The following is a 20,598-nucleotide window of genomic DNA, read 5'->3' on the forward strand; positions in this document are numbered from 1 at the left end:
CAGGCGTGATGTCAGTCGGGATCGGCGTCCGTCAGACCGATGGCCATGCGGATAAGCTGGGGCTGGCCATTCGCGCCGGTCTTCGAGAAGACAGATTTCAGCTGGCTGCGCACCGTCTCGACCGAAAGCGAGGCTGCCGTCGCGATTTCAGCCGGCCGCTGTCCGTCAAGGATGGCGGTGAGAACCCTTGTCTCGGCAGGCGTCAGCCCATAGCGCCGGGCAAATTCAAGCACCGGTGCAGCGGTCCGCGCCAGAACCGGGGTGAATACGGCAGCCACGGTCTGGCCGCTGAAGGCAATGCCCCCTTCGTTCTGGCCAACCGGCATCAGGGTGATCCCGAAACCGCCATCCTGCAGGGTGACGGGCAGCACGGCCCGCGGGCCACGCAGCATCTGTTGCAGCGCGCTCTGGATATCGGGATTGCGAAACCGCAGCGTCGCATTTGGCCCAAGGCTCGCCGCGCGGCCATCTGCCAGGTATTTTTCGGCGGCGGGGCTGACATGGCTTGCCCGGCCCACCGGATCGACCAGCACAAAGCCGACCCCGCCCGCTTCGCTCAGCCAGCCGGTCAGTTCAGCGCCGATGCCGGAGTGATGGTTGCGCCGGTAAAACTCCGACGCGCGGCGCAGATGCGGGGCAAGGCGGCTCAGAAGCCTGGCCCGCGCGGCATTGCGTTCCTCATCCACGTCTCCGCTGAGGGTGGACAGAAGCAGGAAACGGCCTTCGGTGCGCTCGATGGTCACGCCGACCCCGGTCTCCTGGTCAAAGCGGCGCAGGAAGTCGTTGTAATATTCGGTCCGGTGGAACCTGTCGCGTGCGACCAGCTGCTCGCCGACGATTGCTGTACCGACAGGGGTGCGCCCGACCTGCCACATCCAGGGGTTCAAGGCCCCGTAATGGCTGAGATAATCGCGTTGCGCGACATCCGGGATGCCCGACTGAAGGGTAACGGCGCCTCTGCCGCTCTGACTGTCATGAAAGAAAAGCGTGGCGCATTCCACATCCGCCAGTGCCGCAAGACGACCGATGAACTCCTCCCAACGGGTCTCTCGCAACAGAGAGGCATAGATCAGGGGAATAAGCTCGTCGGCAGCATGCATGGGCGGCGACAATCCCTTCTTTGACTGGTTCTGGTTGAAATGAAAATCACTTCAAAAGGAAGAAAGATGAAACTTCAGACTGTATTTGCTGCTTTTATACTGACCGCGCTGGCGGGCTGTGTCGATGGTTTTGACGACAATGGCGGCTATCTTACCCATTCAGACCATCGGCTGAGCCGGGCTGAGACGGCGCAGATCCAGTCCCGGATGGACAATTATCTGAAGCAACCAACCCATCTTTCCGGCCTGAGGGCGACCTATAGAATGAGCAATGGCGTGGTGCCGGTCTGCGGCTATGTCACGGATGGCCGCGCCCCGCCGGCTCTCTTTGGCGGCGTGCTGGGCGCCGGTCAGGGAGGGGCTTTCGTGCTTCATAATATACCGGGCAAAGGGCAGGATCCGGCACGGATCGCGTCGGTCCGCGCCTTTTGCAACGCCCATCACATCGCGATCTGAGCCGATCGTGCAAATGCCTCACAGATGACCGCAGAAACCGATGTCTGAACGTGTCAGACATCGGGGCAATGTTTCGGGCAATATGGCATGAGCATAAGAGCTCTGTTGCCTGCTTCCTTGTGTTTAAAAACGATGTTCAGACCGAAGCAGGCCCAGTGCGTTCAATCGCACCCTCAAATCCTGGGATCAGACACGCGAGATCGCTCGGGCAGAGATATCCGAACGATCCTTCGCCATCTTCGATTCAGGTCTTCCCAAGTCGCATTTCTTACACTCCCTGCGCGGGAGAAGTCGTGCCTTTGCCGCTTTCCTCCTCGGTCAGGACGACAACGCGCGCGCCGGACCGGACGAGCGTTTCCAGTTCGATCACATCCTGATGGAACATGCGGATACAACCGGCAGAGGTCGCATTTCCGATTGACCCCATGTCGGTCGTTCCATGGATCCGGTAATAGGTATCGCGATTGCCTTTGTGCAGATATAGCGCTCTCGCCCCCAGAGGATTCATCAGGCCGCCCTTCATGCCGCCACTCAGATGGGCATATTGTTCGGGGAACTCGCGGATCATGTTCTGCGTGGGGATCCAGCTGGGCCAGTCCCGCGAATAGGGAATATGGGCGGTTCCGGAAAATGCACGCCCCTGATCCCCGACTGCAACAGCATAGCGGATCGCCCGGTTTCCCGGCTGGACATAATAGAGAAACCGCTGCCAGGGATCGACGATGATGGTGCCTGGCTTTTCATCCGTCCAGTAATCCACTTCGCGCCGGATATTGCGGTCGCTCAGATATCGGGAGGGGACGGCGGGCACTTCGAACCCGCCATCCTGCAGCCCGGCATAATGGGCGGCAACCTCAGGCGGCAGTTCGGGTTGCGGCGGCGCAACCGGCTCTGGTGCAGTGGCACAGGCCGCAAGCAGGCCCAATGCGCCCGCCGCCATCAGCATTCGACAAAATCGGTTCAGCATCAGTTCGTATTCCTGAGAAAGGCGATACCGGCCAGCAATTGCGCGCGAGAGATTTCCCCCAAATGCGCGGCTTGCAGCCGGCCATCGGCATCAATGAACAAGGTGGCGGGCAACCCCACGGACCCGAAATGCCGCATCATCTGCGAGCCGGGGTCCATCACCGGCGTGATGACAATGCCCGACTGCGACAGATAGGTGCGGACAGTTTCGGCGCCTTCGCCCTGGTTGATGAAATGCAGGTCGACCGCCGTTTCCTGCGCCGCAATCTCTGCCATCATCGGCATTTCGCGCCGGCAGGGCGGGCACCAGGTGGTCCAGAGATTCACGACCATCGGCCGCCCCTGCCAGTTTGCAGGCAGGACCGGATCACCCGACAGTGAGGACAGCAGGACATCTTTCGGCAAGGCTACATCCGGCCCGCGCGCCAGCTGATGCACGACATTCCAGGCCGCAAATGCAATGACCACGCTGCCCGCAACCGGCAAGACAAGATCCGCCTGCCGCCGGAGATACCAGACCGTCACCATGGCAAAGCCCGCAATCCCCCATAGCGGGCTGAAGCCGCCCTGCCAGAGTGCGAAGATGCTCAGCGGCTCGGCCAGATAGACAGAGGCATGTTGCGCAACAAAACCCAGCCTTGCGGTGAGCGCCGCGCCGATGACGGCCGCGCTGGCCCAAAGGCTGATGGCGGGCCCGGTCTTGCGGGCGATCAGGCCCGTCACCAGCAGAAAAACCAGGACTCCGGCAATGACCGGCGCGCGCTCGGCCGAAAGGGCGAGCGGCCCGAGTGAAATTCCGCCCATCAGTCCGCAGCCTGGACCAGAGCTGCCGAGGCCCGGATGTCTTCGGCTCCGATGGTGCCGATCAGGCGGCTGTCTGCGGCTTCGCGGCTATGGCGGTCGAGGAAGATCATGGTGGGCGGCCCGGCGGCCCCGATCATCTGCATCAGCTCCCGCGCATCGACACCGGTCTCGCTGACATCCGCCTTGACGAGAAGAAAACCGCCAAGCGCGGTGGTGACGCCCGGATCGGGCATGACGTTGCGCTCGATCCTCTTGCAGGTCACGCACCAGTCAGCGGTCAGATAGACCATTGCCGGGCGATCCGCAGCGGCCAGCGCGTGGCTCAGCCCGGCTGTGGTTGTGACCTCGGCAAATGTCATATCCGGACCCGCAGCCCGGGCAGACCCGGTCGCGACCGAGAGCGGGGCCAGCGGGCGCAGCGGGTCCGTGCCACCGAGCGCCGCGCCGAGGCCCAGAACTGCCGCGGCAAACAGGGTGACAACGCCGCCGGTGCGCAGCAGACGGTTCGCAGGTACTGCCCCGGATTCTGGCCGGTCGAGCACGCCCAGAAATACCGCGACCCCGGCCAGCAGCACGGCCCAGAGCAGAAGGATCGCCGGGCCAGGCATCAGCCGTTCCAGCAGCCAGATCGCCATGCCAAGGAAGACCACCCCGAAAATGCGCCGCATCGCCTCCATCCAAACGCCGGCTTTCGGCAGGATCTTCGCGCCGAACGTGCCTGCAAGGAACAAAGGCACGCCCTGGCCGAGGCCCAGCATGAACAGCGCTGCCGCGCCCAGGGTCACATCGCCGGTCTGGGCGATATAGATGAAGGCACCGGCCAGCGGCGCCGTGACACAGGGCCCGACGATCAGCGCCGATGTGAAACCAAGCGCCGCCGCGCCGCCAAGCGAGCCGCGCCGCCCTGCTCCGCCCGAAAGCCGGGCCGTCAGCCCCGCCGGAAGCCGGAGGTCGAACAGGCCAAAGCTCGACAGGGCCAGCGCCAGAAACAGCGCCACCACCGCGCCGATCGCCCAGGGCGATTGCAGCAGGATCTGCAAATTCTGGCCGGACCAGCCGGCCACCGCACCCAAAAGCGCGAAGGCGGTGGCCATTGCCAGAACATAGGCCCCGGATAAAGCCGCGCCGCGCGCCGGTGTCAGGGTCTCGCCCTGTCGCGCCAGCATGCCAGCAAGGATCGGCACCATGGGAAAGACGCAGGGTGTCAGCGCCAGCATCAGGCCAAAGCCGAAGAATGCCAGCAGCACCAGCGCGGCGCCGCCTTGTCCGGCCAGGCTGGCCAGAAGACCTTTATCTTCGGCCAGATGCAGACCGCTGCCGCCGGCGGGTGTGGCAGCCACGGCGCTTTCAGCCGGCGGGGCCGCGCCCGACCAGTCGGCCAGCATCAGCGTGCTGGTCACAGGCGCATAGCAGATCCCGTCTTCCTGACAGCCCTGCCAGGTGATACGCACCTCGCCCCCCGCTTGCGACAGAACCGCCGTGGCGGCGTTGTAATAGACCTCCACCGCGCCGAAATTCGGATCTTCCTTCAGCTTGCCGGCATGGGTTTCGATATCAAGCGCCGTGCCATCCACCGTTTCCGCCTTAATGTGCTCACGATAGAGGTAATATCCATCTTCGATCTGCCAGCCGATCTCGCTCCGGCCCTCCGCGCTGTCCAGAAGCTCGATCCGGAAGGCGATTTCCGGGTCCAGCGGCTGGGTGCTGCGGGTGGGAAAGCTGAATTGTTGCGCGAGGACCGATCCGGCCACAAACAGCCAAAGCAGGGGGATCAGGACCAGAAGGCGGATTATACGGGGGGAGGAGTTGAGGCTTTGCATCATGAGGCCCCAGTTCCCGGGGCGGGCTTAACCAAAACTTAAGCCTGCCCCGTGTCGAAAACACGAAATCGCGATTGGCTTACAGCAGGTCGCGCCGTGCCTGTGCAACAAGGGCGGTCAATGAGGCCAGATCCTGCCCGCCAAACAGCCCGTCATGCCCCGCGATGAAGGTCGGCGTGCCGGCAAGGCCCAAGTGATCGCCAAGTTGCATCGAGTGATCGATATGGCCCAGCACTTCCGCACTCTCCATGTCGCGCTTCAGCCGCGCTTCGTCGAGCCCGGTCTTGCGGACGACCGCCATGACCGAGGTCTCCTCGGCCTTGCCCCTGATCTGCATCAGCGCCTCGTGAAATTCCCAATACCTGCCCTGCTTCAGCGTGGCCAGCGAGGCCTGGGTCGCGAAATACGAGCCCTCGCCGAAGATCGGCCATTCGCGGAACACGACCCGCAGCTTCGGATCGGCGGCAATCAGGCGTTTCATCACGGGAACCGCAGTCCGGCAATGCGGGCAATTGTAGTCGAAGAATTCGGTGAGGGTGATATCGCCCGCCGGATTGCCCAGTACCGGCGCAAAGGGCTGGCGTTCGATCTCGTCGCGCAGTTCGGGCGGCATCGGGTTGTCATGACCGAAACCGGCCCGGGCTCCAAGTGAGAGCGCACCAAAGCTTGCCAGACCGAGTCTGAGCGCTCCGCGCCTGTCCATCAGCTTCATGTTTCGCTCCTTCACCCGGTCATGACTGGTGCGGCCCGGTCCGCCGGGGCAAGACCAGCACATCGCTGCCGCAGGATGCCTGCAATCAGCCCGGACTTAAGCCGGGCTTAAACCGACCATGCAACTGGCAGAAAATGATAACGCAAAAGGCGATTTATGCGGGTTCTGATCATCGAAGATGATGACAAGCTGCGTGACGGCCTGACGGCGACCCGAAATTCGAGCCGCCGCGCAAGTAGGCAAGGCCACTAAAATGTCGGGCGCCTGGTGCGAGAGACAGACCAGGTTTGGGCTGGAGCCTTTCGCCCGGGCAGACATCTGTCTTCACATCAACCCCCGGCCATTCTGGACAGACCAGGCCATTGAAACAAAAGCGCGCCACCCAGAACCAGTCCTGCGCCCAGGACCCGCCAGAGGTCAAAGGGTTTGGGCACCAGCCCCGTCAGCCCGAACCGGTCGATGATGAGAGATCCGATAAGCTGGCCCGCGATCACGGCGATCATGAAACCCGCCGCGCCCATCATCGGCATAAGAAAGATCGCCGCAGAGACATAGATGATCCCCACCATCCCACCGATCCATATCCATTTCGGCTGTGCCAGGGCCGCGCCCGGATCCGGCATCGGCACCCGCAAAGCGATCAGCGCCGGCAGAATGCAGATCAGGCTGACGATCAGTGAGGCAATTGCGGCCCAGAGCGGATGACCAAGTGCCCGGCCAAGCGCGGCATTGGCTCCGCCCTGAAATGGCACCAGCGCGCCGGTAATCAGGGCAATAAGAAAAAGGACAAGGACTGGCATTCCGGACTCCGTTGATTGGTTGGCCCCGGAATGCGTCATTCTTAATGCATATGGGAAATTCTATAATAGTTCCCTACTATGTTCGACATGAATAATCTTCGTTCCATCGATCTGAATCTTCTCGTTGTGCTGGATGCCCTGCTGGCCGAGCAGCACCTGTCGCGTGCGGCGGCCCGGCTGAATATGAGCCAGCCCGCCATGAGCCATGCCCTCGGCCGGTTGAGGCTCCTCCTCGGGGATCCGCTGTTCCGGCGTGAGGGCGGGCAGATGCTGCCGACACTGCGCGCCCTCGCACTTGCGGGGCCATTGACCGAAGCCATGGCCCAGATCCGCAGTGTGCTGGGGCCGGAGGGGTTCGACCCGGCCACAGAGCATGTGTTTCGTCTTGCCATGTCGGATTATGGGGCGGGCCTTCTTCTGCCCCGGCTGATGCAACGGCTGCGCAGTGAAGCACCCGGCATAGAGCTGATCATTACCCAGCATAGCCGCGAAGCCATGATCGCGGGCGTGACAGATGGCACGCTGGACCTCGCGCTTGGTGTTTTCCCCGCAGTGCCCGCCCCGTTGGAGCAGGACCTTCTGCTGGAGGATCGCTATGTCTGTGTGGTCGATCCCGCCCATCAACCGCCCCTGCCGGACGGGATGACACGCGACGCATTCCGGGCGGCAGCTCATGCGCATGTTGCGGTGCAGGGCGAATTCGCCACCGAGCTCGATCTGGCCCTTGATGCACAGGATGGGCCCCGGCACGTGGCGCTTGTCCTGCCGCATTGGGGCATCGCGCCTCAGGTCATCCCCGGCACCGATCTGATCCTGACCGTGGCCCGGCGCAGCCTGCCGCTCAAAGTTCATCCGCTGACGGTTCTGGAACCGCCATTTCCCCTGCCCCTGATCCCGTTCAGCGCGCTCTATGCCAGACGGCGCCGCGCGGATCCCGCGCTGCGCTGGCTGCTGGCCCGCATCCACGATGTGGTTGAACCGGCAGCGCTGCAGGATCCGCCCTGACTGGCCGCGCGTCCGATCGCGTGCCAAAGCCACGCCCGCCCCCGGAAGGGCTGACGTGGCCCGCCTGTCACACTAGGACTGAAGCGCCCAACGGCGGTGAAGCTCCGCGACGTCACCGCTCGTCAAAAGGGGCATCGCCGCCCTGAGCTGATCCTCCGGCCAGTCCCACCAGCGCATCTCCAGCAGCATTCCGATCAGGTGGTCTTCGAACCGCTTCCGGATCAGTCTGGCCGGATTTCCACCCATGATGGCATATGGCTCGACGTCTTTGGTGATCAGCGTCCTGGTACCGATCACGGCGCCATCGCCGATCCGGACCCCCGGCATGATGATCGCCTCGGAGCCGATCCAGACATCGTTGCCAATCACCGTATCGCCGGCCGGCAGGAAACCATTCCCGGCACCCGCGAATGCGGGCACTTCCGGCATCCAGTAAAACGGAAAGGTGCTGATCCAGTCGGCGCGGTGGCCCTGGTTTCCGGCCATGATGAAGGCCGCGCCGGAGCCGATCGAACAGTAACTCCCGATGATCAGCCGGTCCGCGCCCTGGTCCGGCAAAAGGTAGCGCGCGCAATCGTCAAAGGGGTGACCATGATAATAGCCGGAGTAATAGCTATAGCGCCCGACGATGATATTCGGATTTGTGACCTGCTTGTCCAGCGTCACGCCCTTGAACGGGCTTTCGAATGCGTTCTGCATATTGGGTCTCACTTGAAAATCGATCTGATCGCTTGCTCTGAGGGCAAACGGTTACGGCGCACTGCCGACCAGCGGCGTGCGATGCGGGCCTCAGCAAAAGCAGAGGCGGTGTCAGATCGTTCGTCGAGCGGCTTTCATGGGGTGGCAGAACCTCTCCTATACGCCGCCGATCTTCTCATATCTCGGCGCATCATCGCAACCGGCGCGGATCTTTCAACTTCACCCGTCATGAAATCGGGCTGGCGCATATGCGCGGAGAGATGCGCAGCCTTACATAACCGGGTGTTCTAATGCAGCCGCCGGCCCATGCTGACCTCCATGACTCACGCAATTCAAACCGGCGGCGGCCTGATTGGCGTTGCAATCTGCCAGAGCCTTCCGCGAATGGGCTGGCAAGCGGCCTCGTTCGACCTGAAACAGTGCCCTTTCCAACCCCCGGCCTGTTCATTGCGATATGGCCGATGATCAGATCGGGCGGACCGGCCTTCCTGATCGCGCGGCGAAACAATGCGACATCTGATCCGCTGCACCGCGATCATCGCCCCCATGTGCTTTGCGGCACGGGTTAATCCGAATGACCGGCTGATCAAGAGCCAGATGTAAAGAAACTGTCATCAGCAGGGATGGCTTCCACCGCATCCGGCACTACGGTCTGCTGGCCAGCTCGGCCCGTAAGATCAACGCCGCGAAGACCAACCCGCGCATGAAAGCTTGCTCAACCGTTGTCTCAGTTCCGCCTCCTGCCCTGCACCTCCACACCCAAAAGCACCCGGCAGCGCTGGATTAAATGGCCTTGAATAAGGGGCTGAATGCGATCGTGAGAGTAGGGTTCTGATTTAGTCTGGCACTGAGAGATTTATTCCTTGCTCTTTCTGGGGGTAGGCTTTCTCATCTGGGTTGGCTGGCGGGTTGCCGCCGTGTCGAACCCGGCGAATGGCGGTGGATCAAGTCGATTGCGGCCTGCCGCTCGGCGCGCCGTAGCGCGGGTGAGATCGGCGTCGACGATCAGCCCGCTGCGGTTCTCCATAAGCCCATGACCGATGAAACACAGAGCAGTGCCGGTGCAGGGTGCTTTCTTGTAAAACCGCGCATCCGGATCCGATGTCGAGGCGTGGGTCGCATTCGAACGCTTCTCGCCTCTGAAGTCCACTTCGGCATTGTGAGGAGTGGGTTTGGTGCGGGGCATCGGATCGGGCTCGGTCGTGGTGGCCTGATGATTGGATGCTGTGTTTGGCTTCTGATGCGCGACAGGTTTCACTTGCCGTTGACCAGCCTGAGGCAATCTCGGATTTCAAGCCCACGGGTGATCCCTGCGCTTACTTTCAAACCAGGCGTGAAGGGGTATAACCTCAATACAGATATTACCCCCGCACGCGCAGACAGAACACAGGAGCAGGCCATGCCGGATCAGCTGAGGATGACTGTTGCCTGGGGTGGTGATGTCAGCCTCGCCCGCAGGCAACATCTGTTGCTGTCCGCATTTGCGAGTGGCACCGAAGAGGGGGAAACGGCTGTCCATCTGCCGTCTTTCAGCGGTGCAGATCTCAGGATGGTCAATCTCGAATGCGTGGTCTCAGATCTTGGAGAACAGGGCGCAGATAAGAGCGAATCCGGACCCTATTACTTTCGCGCGCGTCCTGAGATGACCCGCGTCCTTCAAAGGTTAGGGGTCGATCTGGTTGCCACTGCGAATAATCATTCCGGCGATTACGGACCCGAGGCGTTGCTTGATCAGGCCTGTTGGCTTGAACTGGCAAACATAGCCCATGCAGGTTCGGGACGGGATCGCGAGGCCGCGTTTGCGCCGCGCTTTTTCTGCCGCAATGGCCTTGCCGTCGCGGTGTTCTCACTTGATGCCACCCAGGCGGAATTCGCCGCGACCGGCAACCGGCCCGGGCACGCGTTTCTGCCGCTCTCGGACCCTGCGCTCTGGCAAAGGGAAATGCAGCCGCGCATTCAGGCCGCGCGGCGCCATGCGGATGTGGTGATCGTTGCGGTGCATTGGGGTCTGAACCTGAAACCGGTTCCCGGCCCCGGCGAGATAGCCGCCGGCCATGCGCTGATCCGCGCCGGAGCCGATGCCGTTCTTGGTGCCTCGGCGCATATGTTGCAGGGTATCGAGATTTTTGAAGGCCGGCCGATTTTGCATGATGCCGGCAATCTCCTGTGTGATTTTTCCGAAGGGAGAGGTGACAGTGCGGTCTTCCGGCTGGAGCTTGGACCGTCAGGCGTGACCGGCATTGAAGTGATACCGGTCACCGTCGCCCCGGGGCGGGCCTCAGAGGCCGAGGGAGACGCGGCCATCTCGATCGCCGCAGATTTCGCCGAAAGATGCGCGGCCTTTGGGACCGTCACCATTCCGGGTTCGGACGGACGGCTTCAGATCCCGCTTTCTCCGCCCGGGCGCATACCGCAGGATTACCGCCTGACTGCGCTGCGGTCCCGCCTGGCTGCGCCGCCCGTTCCGGAAAGCGCAAGGATCGCGCCGGTCGCCATCGGACCTTTGACCCTTCACGGCGTCAGCCTCGGTCCTGAAAGGCTTACAAGTCGCAACATGCTCTGGGTAGAAACCTGGTGGAGTGCCGAAGAGCCGGTCAGCCGCCGCCTGACCATCGCTTTGCATGCTGTTCCCCGCGAAAAGGGTAATATGCCGGTATGGGGGCGCGGCATGGCGCATGAGCCGGGCGACTGGCGATTGCCGACGCCGCACTGGCAGCCGGGAGAAATCTATCACGAGCGCTTCGGCCTACGCCCGCCGCCGGGATCCCGGCTGGAAGACGGTGTCCTCGACCTGGAAATATCGGTGTTCGACCGTCTCAAAAGGCTGGGGCGGCTGCGCACCGGTCTTACGACCACACTATCCTTCTCGGGCAAGATGGCCAGGACCCCGGGCAGCGCCAGGCCCGCAGGCCTTCCCGGATGGAGTGCCGAAGAACTCGCCGGGCTGACCGGTGGCACCTGGATCACCCCGCCGCCGCCGGGCTGGTTCTGCCGTTCAGCCGTCGCAGGCCGGACCCATCTGGCGCTTGTGCCCGAGCCTGTGCTTTTTGCCGCCCACAGCCGTCAGGACCGCAACCGTCATGAAAGCATGACCACAGTGTCGAAAGACAGCTGGGACAGCCACGCCTCTCTGCACAGATTGCAGGATCGCCTGGCCGGCGCGCTGGTACGGGAACGGCCGCCGGGGCTGCGGCCGGAATTTCCGCTTTTGCAGGTGGAGGATCCACTGGCGGCGCTGATGCAGATCGGTGCCGCAGCCCGTGACCGGATGCGCGGCAAGGTCGTTTGCGTCACCGGCAGTTCGGGCAAAACCACCACGGTTTCGATGCTGCAAGCCGCGCTCTCTCCTCTGATCAACTGCCGCGCAACATATGACAATTACAACACCAGGGTCGGCATTCTGGTCAATCTCGCCTCGGTTCGGCCTGAAACGGATGCGGTGATCCTGGAAACGGCTCTCAGCGCGATCAATTCCACGGGTCAGGCCCATATTCGCCGTGTCGCGCCCGATATTGCCGTGATTACCAACATCACCACCGCCCATCTGCGCGAGGGAGAGACCACCGGCGATATCGCTCGCAAGAAATCGAATATTTTTCTGGGGATGCAGCCTGGAAAGAGTGCAGTGATCTGGAGCGGCAGCGACCATTTCGATGAGATGGCCGAACGCGCCAGAGAGGCCGCGCTGAAACTGGTCACTTTTGGCGCAGCGGATGGCTCGGACTTCCGGCTCCTGTCTTACGATCCTGCACGGCGGCTGGTCGAGGCTCAGACCCCACATGGCCAACTGACTTACCGGATCGGTGCCAGCGGCGTTCATATGGCGCTCAACAGCCTTGCCTCCCTGGCAGTGGCGGCAGAGATGTCGCTTGATCTCGTGAAAGTGGCCGAAGGGTTTGAAACATTCCGCCCGCTCGCGGGGCGTGGTGAGACCCACAGCCTGTCGATCGGTGCGATCAGATTCCAGCTGCAGGATGAGGCCTATAATGCCAATCCCCTGTCCATGCGCGCAGCCCTCCAGAGCTTTGCTGCCGCTCATGCATCCGCAGAAAGAACGCTTATTCTCGGCGACATGCTTGAACTCGGCGAACATAGCCCGCGGCTTCACGCAGAACTTCTGTCGGATATTCTGTCGCTGAAACCGCGCCGGGTCATGCTGGTCGGCGCATATATGACCGCCCTCGGCCCGGCCCTGCACAATGCCGGGATAGCAGCCGAAACCGCCGCAGATGTCACTGCCGTCTTTGATCGTTTGCCAGGGTACATCTCCCATCAGGGCGCACTTCTGATCAAGGCATCAAACGGTGTCGGTTTGTGGAAACTCGTGGATCACCTGACCAAAGCGGGAGAGGATATGCGCTCTTCCGCGGCTAGCGGATAGTGACGAGAGCTGTGATCTGAGGTTTGCTGGTCTCCAACGACGATGAGATCATGGATGCGGACAGGCAGTCTGCCAGGACAGCTTGCGTGCGCATGGCGCATCCTTTCATTCCAAAGAAAGGAGCGCGCCATCAGACCCAGGGATCAGACGCTCCGGGGCCCGGTAATCAGGTCAGTTGCAGTCCACCGAAGTGGCTGACAGCGCGCGCGCGATCCAGTCCAACAGGCGGCGCTGGACCCAGGGGTTGCTTTTGAACGTGGCGTGATCGTCGTTTGGCGCAATCAGCATGTCATAGCACTTACCCGCTTTGGTCAGTGCTGCTGCAAGTTGCAGGCTGAGCGCGGGCAGCACGTTTTCATCCATATCGCCAAGTCCGATCAGCAGCTTACCTTCCAACGCATGGGCCAGACGGGCATTGCAGGCGCTGTCATAGCTTGTGCTGCCATCGGGGTTGCGGACCAGAGGGCCCTGCCATTTTTCTGGCCAACAGCGGTTATAGCCGGTCAGATCATGGCTGCCTGCGGTGGAAACGGCCGCGCGGTAGGTGCCGGGATGGGCGAGGATGGCACGCGCTGCAGCATGACCACCGGCGGAATGACCCATGATCCCGATGCGGGACAGGTCCAGCCAGGGTCGATTTCTGGCCAGCTGCGGATAGGCGGCGACATGGTCCGAGAGGAACCCCGGATCACTCAGATTGCCATGGCAGAGATCGTGAAACGCCTTTGATCGCCACGGCGTGCCGCGCCCGTCCATCATCAGAACCGCGATACCGAGCGCAGTGGCGGCATGAACCATTGCGAGCTTTGCGACCTCGTCATGCGGCAGCGCCGAGCGCGGGGTCTGAATGCATTGCGGGCCGGGATAGACCATGTCGAGCAGCGGACAGCGTTGATCTGCTGCCATGTTCACCGGGCGCCAGAGCATCCCGAACAACCGCATCTTGCCATCGGCGGCCAGCAATTCGACCCGTTCCGGCGTGACCAGATCAAGATCGGAACTGCCGCATTCCAGTACTGTCACAACCGCATGGTCCGCGATGCGCAAAAGCCGGGTCTCGCCCAGATCACCGGCGGTCGCGCTGGTCACGACGATATGCGCCAGATCGGGTGAGAGGGGGCGGGGAACAGGACCCGCACCTGCCTCGATCAGCTCGGCCCAGCCCAGCTCGCGCAGGAAGGGCGCATGGTCTGCCGCTTCCGGCGTCAGCACCTGCATCGTGTCATGATCGAGGCCTGAGATACAGATACGCCGCGCATAGGGATCACGGCTGTTCTCACCGCTGCTGGCGAGGAAAATCACCTCGCGGCTGTCCGGGTTCACTGCGAGGATCTCGACCACCGGCCAGTCACCTGCCGTGATCTGCCGGATCACCGCCCCGGTGCTGAGGCGGCAGAGGTAGAGATGCGCATATCCGTCGCGTTGCGAGAACCAGATCAGTTCATCCGTGGCGTCCAGCAGGCGGATATTCGGCATGCCGCCATAGGCCATATGGATGTCGACAAACCGCGCGGATGTCTCTGAGATCACCCGGCGGGCGGCACCGGTTTCTGCGTCGGTTTCGATCAGGGTGATCTCGCGCTCATGGCGGTCATGCTCCAGCCAGAAGATGCGGGTGCAGTCCTGGCTCCACCAGGCTTCGCGTTTATCAAGGCCGGAGGTCTCGGTCACGTCTGCCGGGCCGCATGGGACAATGCGCCCGCTGTCGACCTCAATCACTGCCTGATGCGCGATGGGCAGGGCTTCATCACCTGCAAAAGCATTGCGCAATTCATGCAGGATCGGGCCCGGGCCACCATCTTCGGTGACGTTCTGCACCAGAGCGATCCGGCGTACGGCACGCTCATCCAGCTGATAGGTAAAAATCCTACGCGAATCCGGCGACCAGAGCGCGACGGGCGGCAGTCGGATCCCCCTGCGCTGCAGATGTACCGTCTCAAGGCTCTGATCCGGCGATTTTGCCCATTCGAAATGCGGCTCTGCGGTATCGGTCAGCCGCCGTGACGGGCCACCCGCTGCGGGGCGCAGCCAGAGATCGCCCGCCTCGCGGTAAAGCACCCATTGGCCATCCGGGGACAGGCTTTCGTCATCGGCATTGGGGCGGGGCGCGAGCGGGGTCAGCTGACCTTGTGCGAAACGCCAGCGATCCCGTCCCGAGGCGAGGATGACAGCACCATCCGCGACCACAAGGATCATCAGCGCAGCGAATGCGGCGTCATCCTGCAATGCTTCGCGCAAAGCTGCATGGTCGAATGCGGGCGTGTGCGCACCGGTAACTGTCACCAGCACATATTCCGGCAGCCCCGTCGTCTCACGCCGATACCAGAAGCGACCCGTGTCCAGCCAGTAAGGTGCCACTGTCAGGTTGCGGCAGGCGGCGCGAAAGGCGGCGGGCAGGCGGGATTCGGCCTCGGGGGGCAGACGCAGATCAGCAGATTCAGGCATTTACGGAGGCTTCCATCGGGAAATGGCAGGTATAGCTGACAGGACCATCCTCGCGCAGCGACGGCGGTGTGCTGCGGCACAGGTCCTGCACAAAGGGGCAACGGCTGTGGAATTCGCAACCCTTCGGGCGCCGCACAAGGCCGGGCACTTCGCCCTTCAGGTAAAGCCGCGTCTTGCGGGCCTCGGGGTCGATGATCGGATTGGCCGAAAGCAGCGCCGCCGTATAGGGGTGGTGCGGATGCGCGAAAACCGGCGCGGTGTCCCCGGTTTCGACAAAGCGGCCGAGATACATGATCGCCATCCGGTCGGCGATATGGCGCACGATGTTGAGGTTATGGGTGATGATCAGCAAAGAGAGCCCCAGCCTTGTGCGCAGATCATTGAGCAGATTCAGCACCTCGCTTTGCACCGAGACGTCAAGGCCTGCGGTGGGCTCATCGGCGATCACAAGGCGCGGTTTAAGGGCCAGGGCACGTGCCACCCCAACGCGCCGCGCCTGGCCGCCGGAAAGCTCATGCGGGCGGCGTTCGGCGATGGTGGCTGGCAGGCCGACAAGACGCAAAAGCCGCTCCACCTCACCTTCGGGGTATTGGATTTCATGGATGGCAAAGGGTTCGCGCAACAGCGCCCGCACCGTCAGGCGCGGGCTGAGCGAGCTGACCGCGTCCTGAAATATGAAAGCGATATCGCGGCGGATCTGCCGCCCGGAGGTGTTGAGGGGCGCGCCGTCAAAACGGATTTCGCCCGAGACGAGGCCGCCCAGCCCGGCAATCGCGCGGGCCAGTGTAGTCTTGCCCGAACCGCTTTCGCCGACAAGCGCCATGGTTTCGCCCCGGGCGAGGTCAAAGCTGACCCCGGCGACGATCTGCAACTGGTCTGAGCCGCGCAATTTGGCCATCAGCCCGCCGACCGGGTAAGAAACATCGAGATTGCGCACGGAAAGAAGCGGGGTCATGCGGAAATCTCCAGCCTTGGGGCCAGCCGGTAATGGCAGCGTACCAGATCGGACTGGCCGGCCTTATGATCGGCGGGATGGCCGGTCGTGCAGGTCTCATCCGCGCGCGGGCAGCGCGAGGCAAAGATGCAGCCCGGCAGCGGCGCGGTCAGATCCGGCAGATTGCCGCCGATAGAGGGCAGATGCCGCATCGGCTCGGCGATCTGCGCCGGGTCGCAGCCAAAGAGCAGCTGTGTATAGGGATGGCGCGGGTCCTGGAAGACGGCCCCGGTTGCGCCGCTTTCGACAATCTCGCCCGCATACATGATGTCGATACGATCACAGAGTTCAGCCACCACCCCCAGATGGTGGGTAATGAAAAGCACCGCGCAGCCGATTTCGGACTGCAGCTCGCGCAAGAGGTCAATCGTGGCGATTTCCAGCGTGGCGTCCAATGCCGTGGTCGGCTCATCCGCAACCAGAAGCGCAGGCTTTGCCATCAGCGCCATGGCAATCGCCACACGCTGACGCATTCCGCCCGAAAATTCATGCGGATAGCGGTCGATCCGGCTTTCGGGGTCCGGGATACGCACGCGGGCCAGCATCTCGATGGCGCGGGCGCGTTTTTCGCGGCGGCTGAGTTTGCTGCGGTGCTGGATGTCGATCATCTGCCGCCCGATGGTCAGAACCGGGTTCAGTGCGGTCATCGGGTCCTGGAAGACGACGGAAATCCGGTCGCCCAAAAGCCCCCGCATCTGTCTGGCGGAAAGGCCGGTCAGATCCTGTCCCTCGAACCGGATTGAACCTGACCTGATCTGCGCAGCCCCCGGCAAGAGGCCCAGAATGGCCTGCATCAGTGTCGATTTTCCCGAACCGCTTTCGCCCACCAGCCCGACGATCTCGCCTTTGCCGATGGACAGGTTCACATCGCGCAGCGCCTTCAGCTCGCCTGCGGGGATGTCGTAGGAAAGGGTCAGACCGCTGACCGTCAGGACCGGATCGCTGGCATCCCGGGACATGATCACCTCTTTGCCAGTTTCGGATCAAACGTGTCGCGCAGCGCCTCGCCAAGGAAGGTGAAGCCTAGCGCGGTGATGACGATGGGCAGACCACCGGCCACAACCATCCAGATGCTGTCGCGGATATAGGAGAACCCATCGAACAGGATGGTGCCCCAGGACGGCGTCGGCGGGCGTACCCCAAGGCCCAGGAAGCTGAGCCCGGCCTCGATCCCGACCACGATCGGGATATCCATCGCCGCAAGGATCAGCAGTGGGCCGATGATATTCGGGACAACATGCAGGCTTGCGACGCGCAGGAAACCGGCACCAAGGGCGCGCTCTGCCTCGATAAATTCGGCATTCCTCAGCGCGAGGACCTGGGTGCGCACGATCCGCGCATAGGTGGGGCCATTGACCAGCACCACGACCAGAACCACTGCCCAGAGGCTTGGCCCCGTCCATGTGATCAGGACCAGTGCCAGCATGACGGTGGGCACGCTTTTCATCGCATCCATCAGCAAAAGCAGGATACTGTCCAGCCAGCGCGGTCCGAACCCCGCCAATACGCCGAAGAGCAGCCCGACCAGCAGTGACGCCACTGTCGCCCCGATAGAAATCACCAGCGCAATCCGCGCACCATACAGCATGCGGGTAAAGAGATCGCGGCCCAGATTGTCCGTGCCCAGCCAGTGTTCGGCCCCGGGCGCGGCGAAACGCACCATCGGGTTCAGCTTGACCGGGTCATGCGGCAAAAGCCCCGCCGCAAGGGCGGCGAGCACCGTCACCACGATCAGCCCGAGCCCAAGCGCCCCCAGAGGGTCGCTGACAAGGCGACGCATTGCGCCTCGGGCCTTGCGCGGCTTTTTCACCACAGCTGCGGTGGCGGGATCAACGGCTGACGACATTGCGCACCCTCGGGTCAAGGAAGGCGATCAGCAGATCAGCAATCAGGTTAACAAGGACGAAGAAGCCGGTGGTCACCAGCAGAGTGCCGACCACGATGGGGTAATTCCGCGCTGCGATGGAATCGTAGACCAGCTTGCCGATGCCGGGGCGGCCAAAGACGATTTCGGCAAAGACCGCGCCGGACAGCATCTGGCCGATCCCCATGCCAAGGACGGTGATTGTCGGCAAAAGCGCGATGCGCAGCACGTAATCAAACATGATCCGCCGCTCCGACAGTCCAAAGGCGCGGGCGGTGCGGATATGGTTTTCGCCCATCACCTCCAGCATCGAGGCGCGCAGGATCCGTGCGATATAGCCGATCCAGGCCAGCCCGAGCGCGACCGAGGGCAGGACCAGCCGGTGCAGCCGGTCGGCAAAACCCTCGCCCGCGCCGATGGCGGGGAACCAGGACAGGTGGATGGCGAAGATCAGCAGGAGATAGATCGCGATCACGAAAGACGGCACCGCCATGACCGAGACCGACAGGACCGAGGTCACCCGGTCAAAAAGGCTGCCGCGATGCGTGGCGGACATCACGCCCAGCCAGATGCCGGGCGCCACTGCGACCACCATCGCACCGGCGACGAGGTAAAGCGTATCGGGAAGCTGCGCGAGGATGATCCGCGCAACCGGTACACCCGATATGACATCACTGCCCAGATCCCCCTGCAAAATGGTGCTGAAAAACCGCCAGATCTGCACGAGAACCGGCTGATCCAGCCCCATTTTCACGCGATAAGCCTCGACCATGGCCTCGCTTGCGCGCGGGCCAAGCGCGGTTCTGACCGCGTCACCGGGAATGGCATGCATCATCGCAAACAGGGCTGCGATCACGGTGAGGACCACCGCGACCGACAGAAGGATGCGCCTGGCAAGATAGCTGAGCATCGCAGGAAATCAGGCCTTTGTGAAACGCGACAGGATCGGCCAGCCATCGGGCCGCATCGCGGGCATGACGCCTGCGGCGGTCAGGGTGCCGATCGGCTCGAAGGTCAGGAAGACGAAATCGCCAGATTCCTCCATCAGCTCCTGCATGCGGAAATACATCGCGCCCCGCTTTTCCATGTCCAGCTCGGTCGAGGCCTCCTGGTTCAGCCGGTCGAATTCCTCATTGCTGAACCGCTGCCAGTTCCAGACGCCCACCTGCTCCGAAGTGAACCAGGCGGTGGCCCAGCTGGGATCGGGTTGCATGGTGAAGCTGAAGAGGAAGAGCTGCAGGCTCTTCCACTGATCGCCATCGGCCTCGATCCCGAGGCTCCAGAAGCTGCCGCTTTCATACTGGTCAATCTGCACGGTGACGCCGATATCGGCGAGCAGCGCCTGGATAATCTGGGCGGCGGCCAGATCTTCGGCGGTCTGCTGGATTGAAAGCGTGACATTGAGATTCGGCACCCCGGCCTCGGCCAGCAGGCTGCGGGCAAGATCGGGGTCGTAATTATAGGTGTTTTCCGCGCGGTGCCCCGCAAGGCCCGGCGCGATGATCCCGGCGGCGGGCGAGGCAGCCCCCAGATAGGCGGCCTCGACCACCGCATCGCGGTCGATCCCGTGCTGGATGGCGCGGCGCACTTTCTGATCTGTCAGATCGGCATTGGCCTCATTCATGCCAAGCCAGTAATAGTTCAGCGCCGTAAACTCATCAAAGCGCCCGCCATTCGGTGCGACGGCAGCAAAGCGCGGGATCGACGAGATCGAGGTCTGCGCATGATCCAGATCGCCCGCTTCAAAGCCCAGCTCGGCGGTCTTGGGGTCTTCGATCGGGATCAGGACGAGTTCATCGAATGCGACATCGAACAGCGTGAAATCGGGGTTCTTTTCCAAAACCAGCCGGGTGCGCGGCTGCCATTCGCGGATGCGGTAGGGGCCAGAGGTCACAGGCGGTTCGGTCGAGAACTGACCACCCGCCGCCTCAATCGCGGCTTTGGGCAGGATGATGCCGCTGGTTGCGGGCAGGGTGGTGGTGAACAAGGGCGCGAAGGGCGATTTCAGCACGATGGTGCCGCTATAGCGACCGGTCACCTCGACATGATCCAGCTGCGCCCAATCCGCCGCATAGGGCGATTGCACCGCCGGATCCGCGATGCGTTCCCAGGAGAATTTGGCATCCTCGGCGGTCATTTCGCCATATTCGCCGGAATAGAGGATGCCCTCATTCAGCTCAAAGCCGATATGGGTGTCATCGATCACATCCAGCGCTTTCAGCGCCAGTGGCAAAGCGTTGAATTCATTCGTGCCGGTCTCGAACTGCATTGCGAAGGCGAAGATGCATTCCATCACCAGCGCATCCGAGCCCGAAGTCCAGAAGGCCGGATCGAGATTCGAGATATCGGCATAAAGCCTTGCGCGAAGGCGACCGCCTTCCGTGCTGACCTGGGCCAAAGCCGGGTGGCCGCGCAGCGCAAGCCCCGCTGCCCCGAGCGCAAGTGATGAGGCGATGAAACCACGGCGCGATACGCCGGTCATCTCTTTCACGGTCATTGTTCCGGTCCCTTCCTGTCTTGCATCCTGAGGATGCTTTTTTATCGGATTGTCA

The 20,598-nt window shown here is 62.6% G+C and carries 16 protein-coding genes and 1 pseudogene; 3 read left to right on the forward strand and 14 right to left on the reverse strand.

Translation table 11 applies throughout. The features are described from left to right. Positions 1-11: 11 nt before the first annotated feature. Positions 12-1,100, reverse strand: a complete 1,089-nt coding sequence (locus AC4FS3_RS09780) for a helix-turn-helix transcriptional regulator (protein WP_491020408.1) — start codon at positions 1,098-1,100, stop codon at positions 12-14. Positions 1,101-1,166: 66 nt separating this feature from the next. Between AC4FS3_RS09780 and AC4FS3_RS09785 the strand changes: the two genes are divergently transcribed. Further along, the gene (locus AC4FS3_RS09785; RefSeq protein WP_283180038.1) at positions 1,167-1,556 is read left to right on the forward strand and encodes a hypothetical protein; all 390 of its coding nucleotides are present in this window, start codon (positions 1,167-1,169) and stop codon (positions 1,554-1,556) included. Positions 1,557-1,824: 268 nt separating this feature from the next. On the opposite strand, the gene AC4FS3_RS09790 is transcribed toward AC4FS3_RS09785, so the two are convergent. From AC4FS3_RS09790 to AC4FS3_RS09810, 5 genes are all read right to left on the reverse strand, one after another. After that, entirely contained in the window at positions 1,825-2,523 is a 699-nt protein-coding gene (locus AC4FS3_RS09790; protein WP_491020409.1) for a L,D-transpeptidase, read from the reverse strand. Next, on the reverse strand, positions 2,523-3,326 hold the full coding sequence (locus AC4FS3_RS09795; protein WP_491020410.1) for a prolipoprotein diacylglyceryl transferase family protein: 804 nt from the start codon (positions 3,324-3,326) through the stop codon (positions 2,523-2,525). Before AC4FS3_RS09795 ends, AC4FS3_RS09790 begins: the two co-directional genes overlap by 1 nt. Continuing rightward, complete coding sequence (dsbD, locus tag AC4FS3_RS09800; RefSeq protein ID WP_491020411.1) at positions 3,326-5,146, reverse strand: protein-disulfide reductase DsbD; 1,821 nt, start codon at positions 5,144-5,146, stop codon at positions 3,326-3,328. Before dsbD ends, AC4FS3_RS09795 begins: the two co-directional genes overlap by 1 nt. 79 nt (positions 5,147-5,225) lie before the next feature. After that, on the reverse strand, positions 5,226-5,858 hold the full coding sequence (locus AC4FS3_RS09805; RefSeq protein ID WP_249498910.1) for a DsbA family protein: 633 nt from the start codon (positions 5,856-5,858) through the stop codon (positions 5,226-5,228). A 329-nt stretch (positions 5,859-6,187) separates the two neighbouring features. Further along, positions 6,188-6,658 (reverse strand): DMT family transporter, encoded by a 471-nt coding sequence (locus AC4FS3_RS09810; RefSeq protein ID WP_491020412.1) that lies wholly within the window; start codon positions 6,656-6,658, stop codon positions 6,188-6,190. Positions 6,659-6,745: 87 nt separating this feature from the next. Between AC4FS3_RS09810 and AC4FS3_RS09815 the strand changes: the two genes are divergently transcribed. Continuing rightward, a complete protein-coding gene (locus AC4FS3_RS09815; protein WP_491020413.1) occupies positions 6,746-7,663 on the forward strand; it encodes a LysR substrate-binding domain-containing protein in 918 nt (305 codons plus the stop codon). A gap of 72 nt (positions 7,664-7,735) precedes the next feature. On the opposite strand, the gene catB is transcribed toward AC4FS3_RS09815, so the two are convergent. Then, a complete protein-coding gene (gene catB, locus AC4FS3_RS09820) occupies positions 7,736-8,362 on the reverse strand; it encodes a type B chloramphenicol O-acetyltransferase (protein ID WP_491020414.1) in 627 nt (208 codons plus the stop codon). 912 nt (positions 8,363-9,274) lie between these two features. Continuing rightward, a pseudogene (locus tag AC4FS3_RS09825) lies at positions 9,275-9,566 on the reverse strand (IS5/IS1182 family transposase); the annotation flags it as partial. A 195-nt stretch (positions 9,567-9,761) separates the two neighbouring features. Between AC4FS3_RS09825 and AC4FS3_RS09830 the strand changes: the two are divergent. Beyond that, entirely contained in the window at positions 9,762-12,743 is a 2,982-nt protein-coding gene (locus AC4FS3_RS09830; RefSeq protein ID WP_491020415.1) for a CapA family protein, read from the forward strand. 171 nt (positions 12,744-12,914) lie between these two features. Here AC4FS3_RS09830 and AC4FS3_RS09835 read toward each other — a convergent pair whose 3' ends face one another. Genes AC4FS3_RS09835 through AC4FS3_RS09860 form a run of 6 tightly spaced genes read right to left on the reverse strand, consistent with a single transcriptional unit; the run spans position 12,915 to position 20,543 of the window. Further along, on the reverse strand, positions 12,915-15,188 hold the full coding sequence (locus AC4FS3_RS09835; protein WP_491020416.1) for a S9 family peptidase: 2,274 nt from the start codon (positions 15,186-15,188) through the stop codon (positions 12,915-12,917). Next, the gene (locus AC4FS3_RS09840; RefSeq protein ID WP_491020417.1) at positions 15,181-16,143 is read right to left on the reverse strand and encodes an oligopeptide/dipeptide ABC transporter ATP-binding protein; all 963 of its coding nucleotides are present in this window, start codon (positions 16,141-16,143) and stop codon (positions 15,181-15,183) included. Before AC4FS3_RS09840 ends, AC4FS3_RS09835 begins: the two co-directional genes overlap by 8 nt. Next, the gene (locus AC4FS3_RS09845; RefSeq protein ID WP_491020418.1) at positions 16,140-17,141 is read right to left on the reverse strand and encodes an ABC transporter ATP-binding protein; all 1,002 of its coding nucleotides are present in this window, start codon (positions 17,139-17,141) and stop codon (positions 16,140-16,142) included. The genes AC4FS3_RS09840 and AC4FS3_RS09845 overlap by 4 nt, the downstream gene beginning before the upstream one ends. A 2-nt stretch (positions 17,142-17,143) precedes the next feature. Continuing rightward, positions 17,144-18,028, reverse strand: a complete 885-nt coding sequence (locus tag AC4FS3_RS09850; protein WP_233092997.1) for an ABC transporter permease — start codon at positions 18,026-18,028, stop codon at positions 17,144-17,146. Beyond that, positions 18,012-18,956, reverse strand: coding sequence for an ABC transporter permease (locus AC4FS3_RS09855; RefSeq protein ID WP_491020419.1), 945 nt, complete (start codon positions 18,954-18,956; stop codon positions 18,012-18,014). The genes AC4FS3_RS09850 and AC4FS3_RS09855 overlap by 17 nt, the downstream gene beginning before the upstream one ends. 9 nt (positions 18,957-18,965) lie before the next feature. Further along, positions 18,966-20,543, reverse strand: a complete 1,578-nt coding sequence (locus AC4FS3_RS09860; RefSeq protein ID WP_491020420.1) for an ABC transporter substrate-binding protein — start codon at positions 20,541-20,543, stop codon at positions 18,966-18,968. Positions 20,544-20,598: the final 55 nt, after the last annotated feature.

This window comes from Pseudogemmobacter sp. TB195, assembly GCF_058313095.1.

Coding starts and splice junctions, on each gene's coding strand:
- AC4FS3_RS09780 (WP_491020408.1), bottom strand. CDS start 1,100: ATGCATGCTGCCGACGAGCTTATTCCCCTGATCTATGCCTCTCTGTTG.
- AC4FS3_RS09785 (WP_283180038.1), top strand. CDS start 1,167: ATGAAACTTCAGACTGTATTTGCTGCTTTTATACTGACCGCGCTGGCG.
- AC4FS3_RS09790 (WP_491020409.1), bottom strand. CDS start 2,523: ATGCTGAACCGATTTTGTCGAATGCTGATGGCGGCGGGCGCATTGGGC.
- AC4FS3_RS09795 (WP_491020410.1), bottom strand. CDS start 3,326: ATGGGCGGAATTTCACTCGGGCCGCTCGCCCTTTCGGCCGAGCGCGCG.
- dsbD (WP_491020411.1), bottom strand. CDS start 5,146: ATGCAAAGCCTCAACTCCTCCCCCCGTATAATCCGCCTTCTGGTCCTG.
- AC4FS3_RS09805 (WP_249498910.1), bottom strand. CDS start 5,858: ATGAAGCTGATGGACAGGCGCGGAGCGCTCAGACTCGGTCTGGCAAGC.
- AC4FS3_RS09810 (WP_491020412.1), bottom strand. CDS start 6,658: ATGCCAGTCCTTGTCCTTTTTCTTATTGCCCTGATTACCGGCGCGCTG.
- AC4FS3_RS09815 (WP_491020413.1), top strand. CDS start 6,746: ATGAATAATCTTCGTTCCATCGATCTGAATCTTCTCGTTGTGCTGGAT.
- catB (WP_491020414.1), bottom strand. CDS start 8,362: ATGCAGAACGCATTCGAAAGCCCGTTCAAGGGCGTGACGCTGGACAAG.
- AC4FS3_RS09830 (WP_491020415.1), top strand. CDS start 9,762: ATGCCGGATCAGCTGAGGATGACTGTTGCCTGGGGTGGTGATGTCAGC.
- AC4FS3_RS09835 (WP_491020416.1), bottom strand. CDS start 15,188: ATGCCTGAATCTGCTGATCTGCGTCTGCCCCCCGAGGCCGAATCCCGC.
- AC4FS3_RS09840 (WP_491020417.1), bottom strand. CDS start 16,143: ATGACCCCGCTTCTTTCCGTGCGCAATCTCGATGTTTCTTACCCGGTC.
- AC4FS3_RS09845 (WP_491020418.1), bottom strand. CDS start 17,141: ATGTCCCGGGATGCCAGCGATCCGGTCCTGACGGTCAGCGGTCTGACC.
- AC4FS3_RS09850 (WP_233092997.1), bottom strand. CDS start 18,028: ATGTCGTCAGCCGTTGATCCCGCCACCGCAGCTGTGGTGAAAAAGCCG.
- AC4FS3_RS09855 (WP_491020419.1), bottom strand. CDS start 18,956: ATGCTCAGCTATCTTGCCAGGCGCATCCTTCTGTCGGTCGCGGTGGTC.
- AC4FS3_RS09860 (WP_491020420.1), bottom strand. CDS start 20,543: ATGACCGTGAAAGAGATGACCGGCGTATCGCGCCGTGGTTTCATCGCC.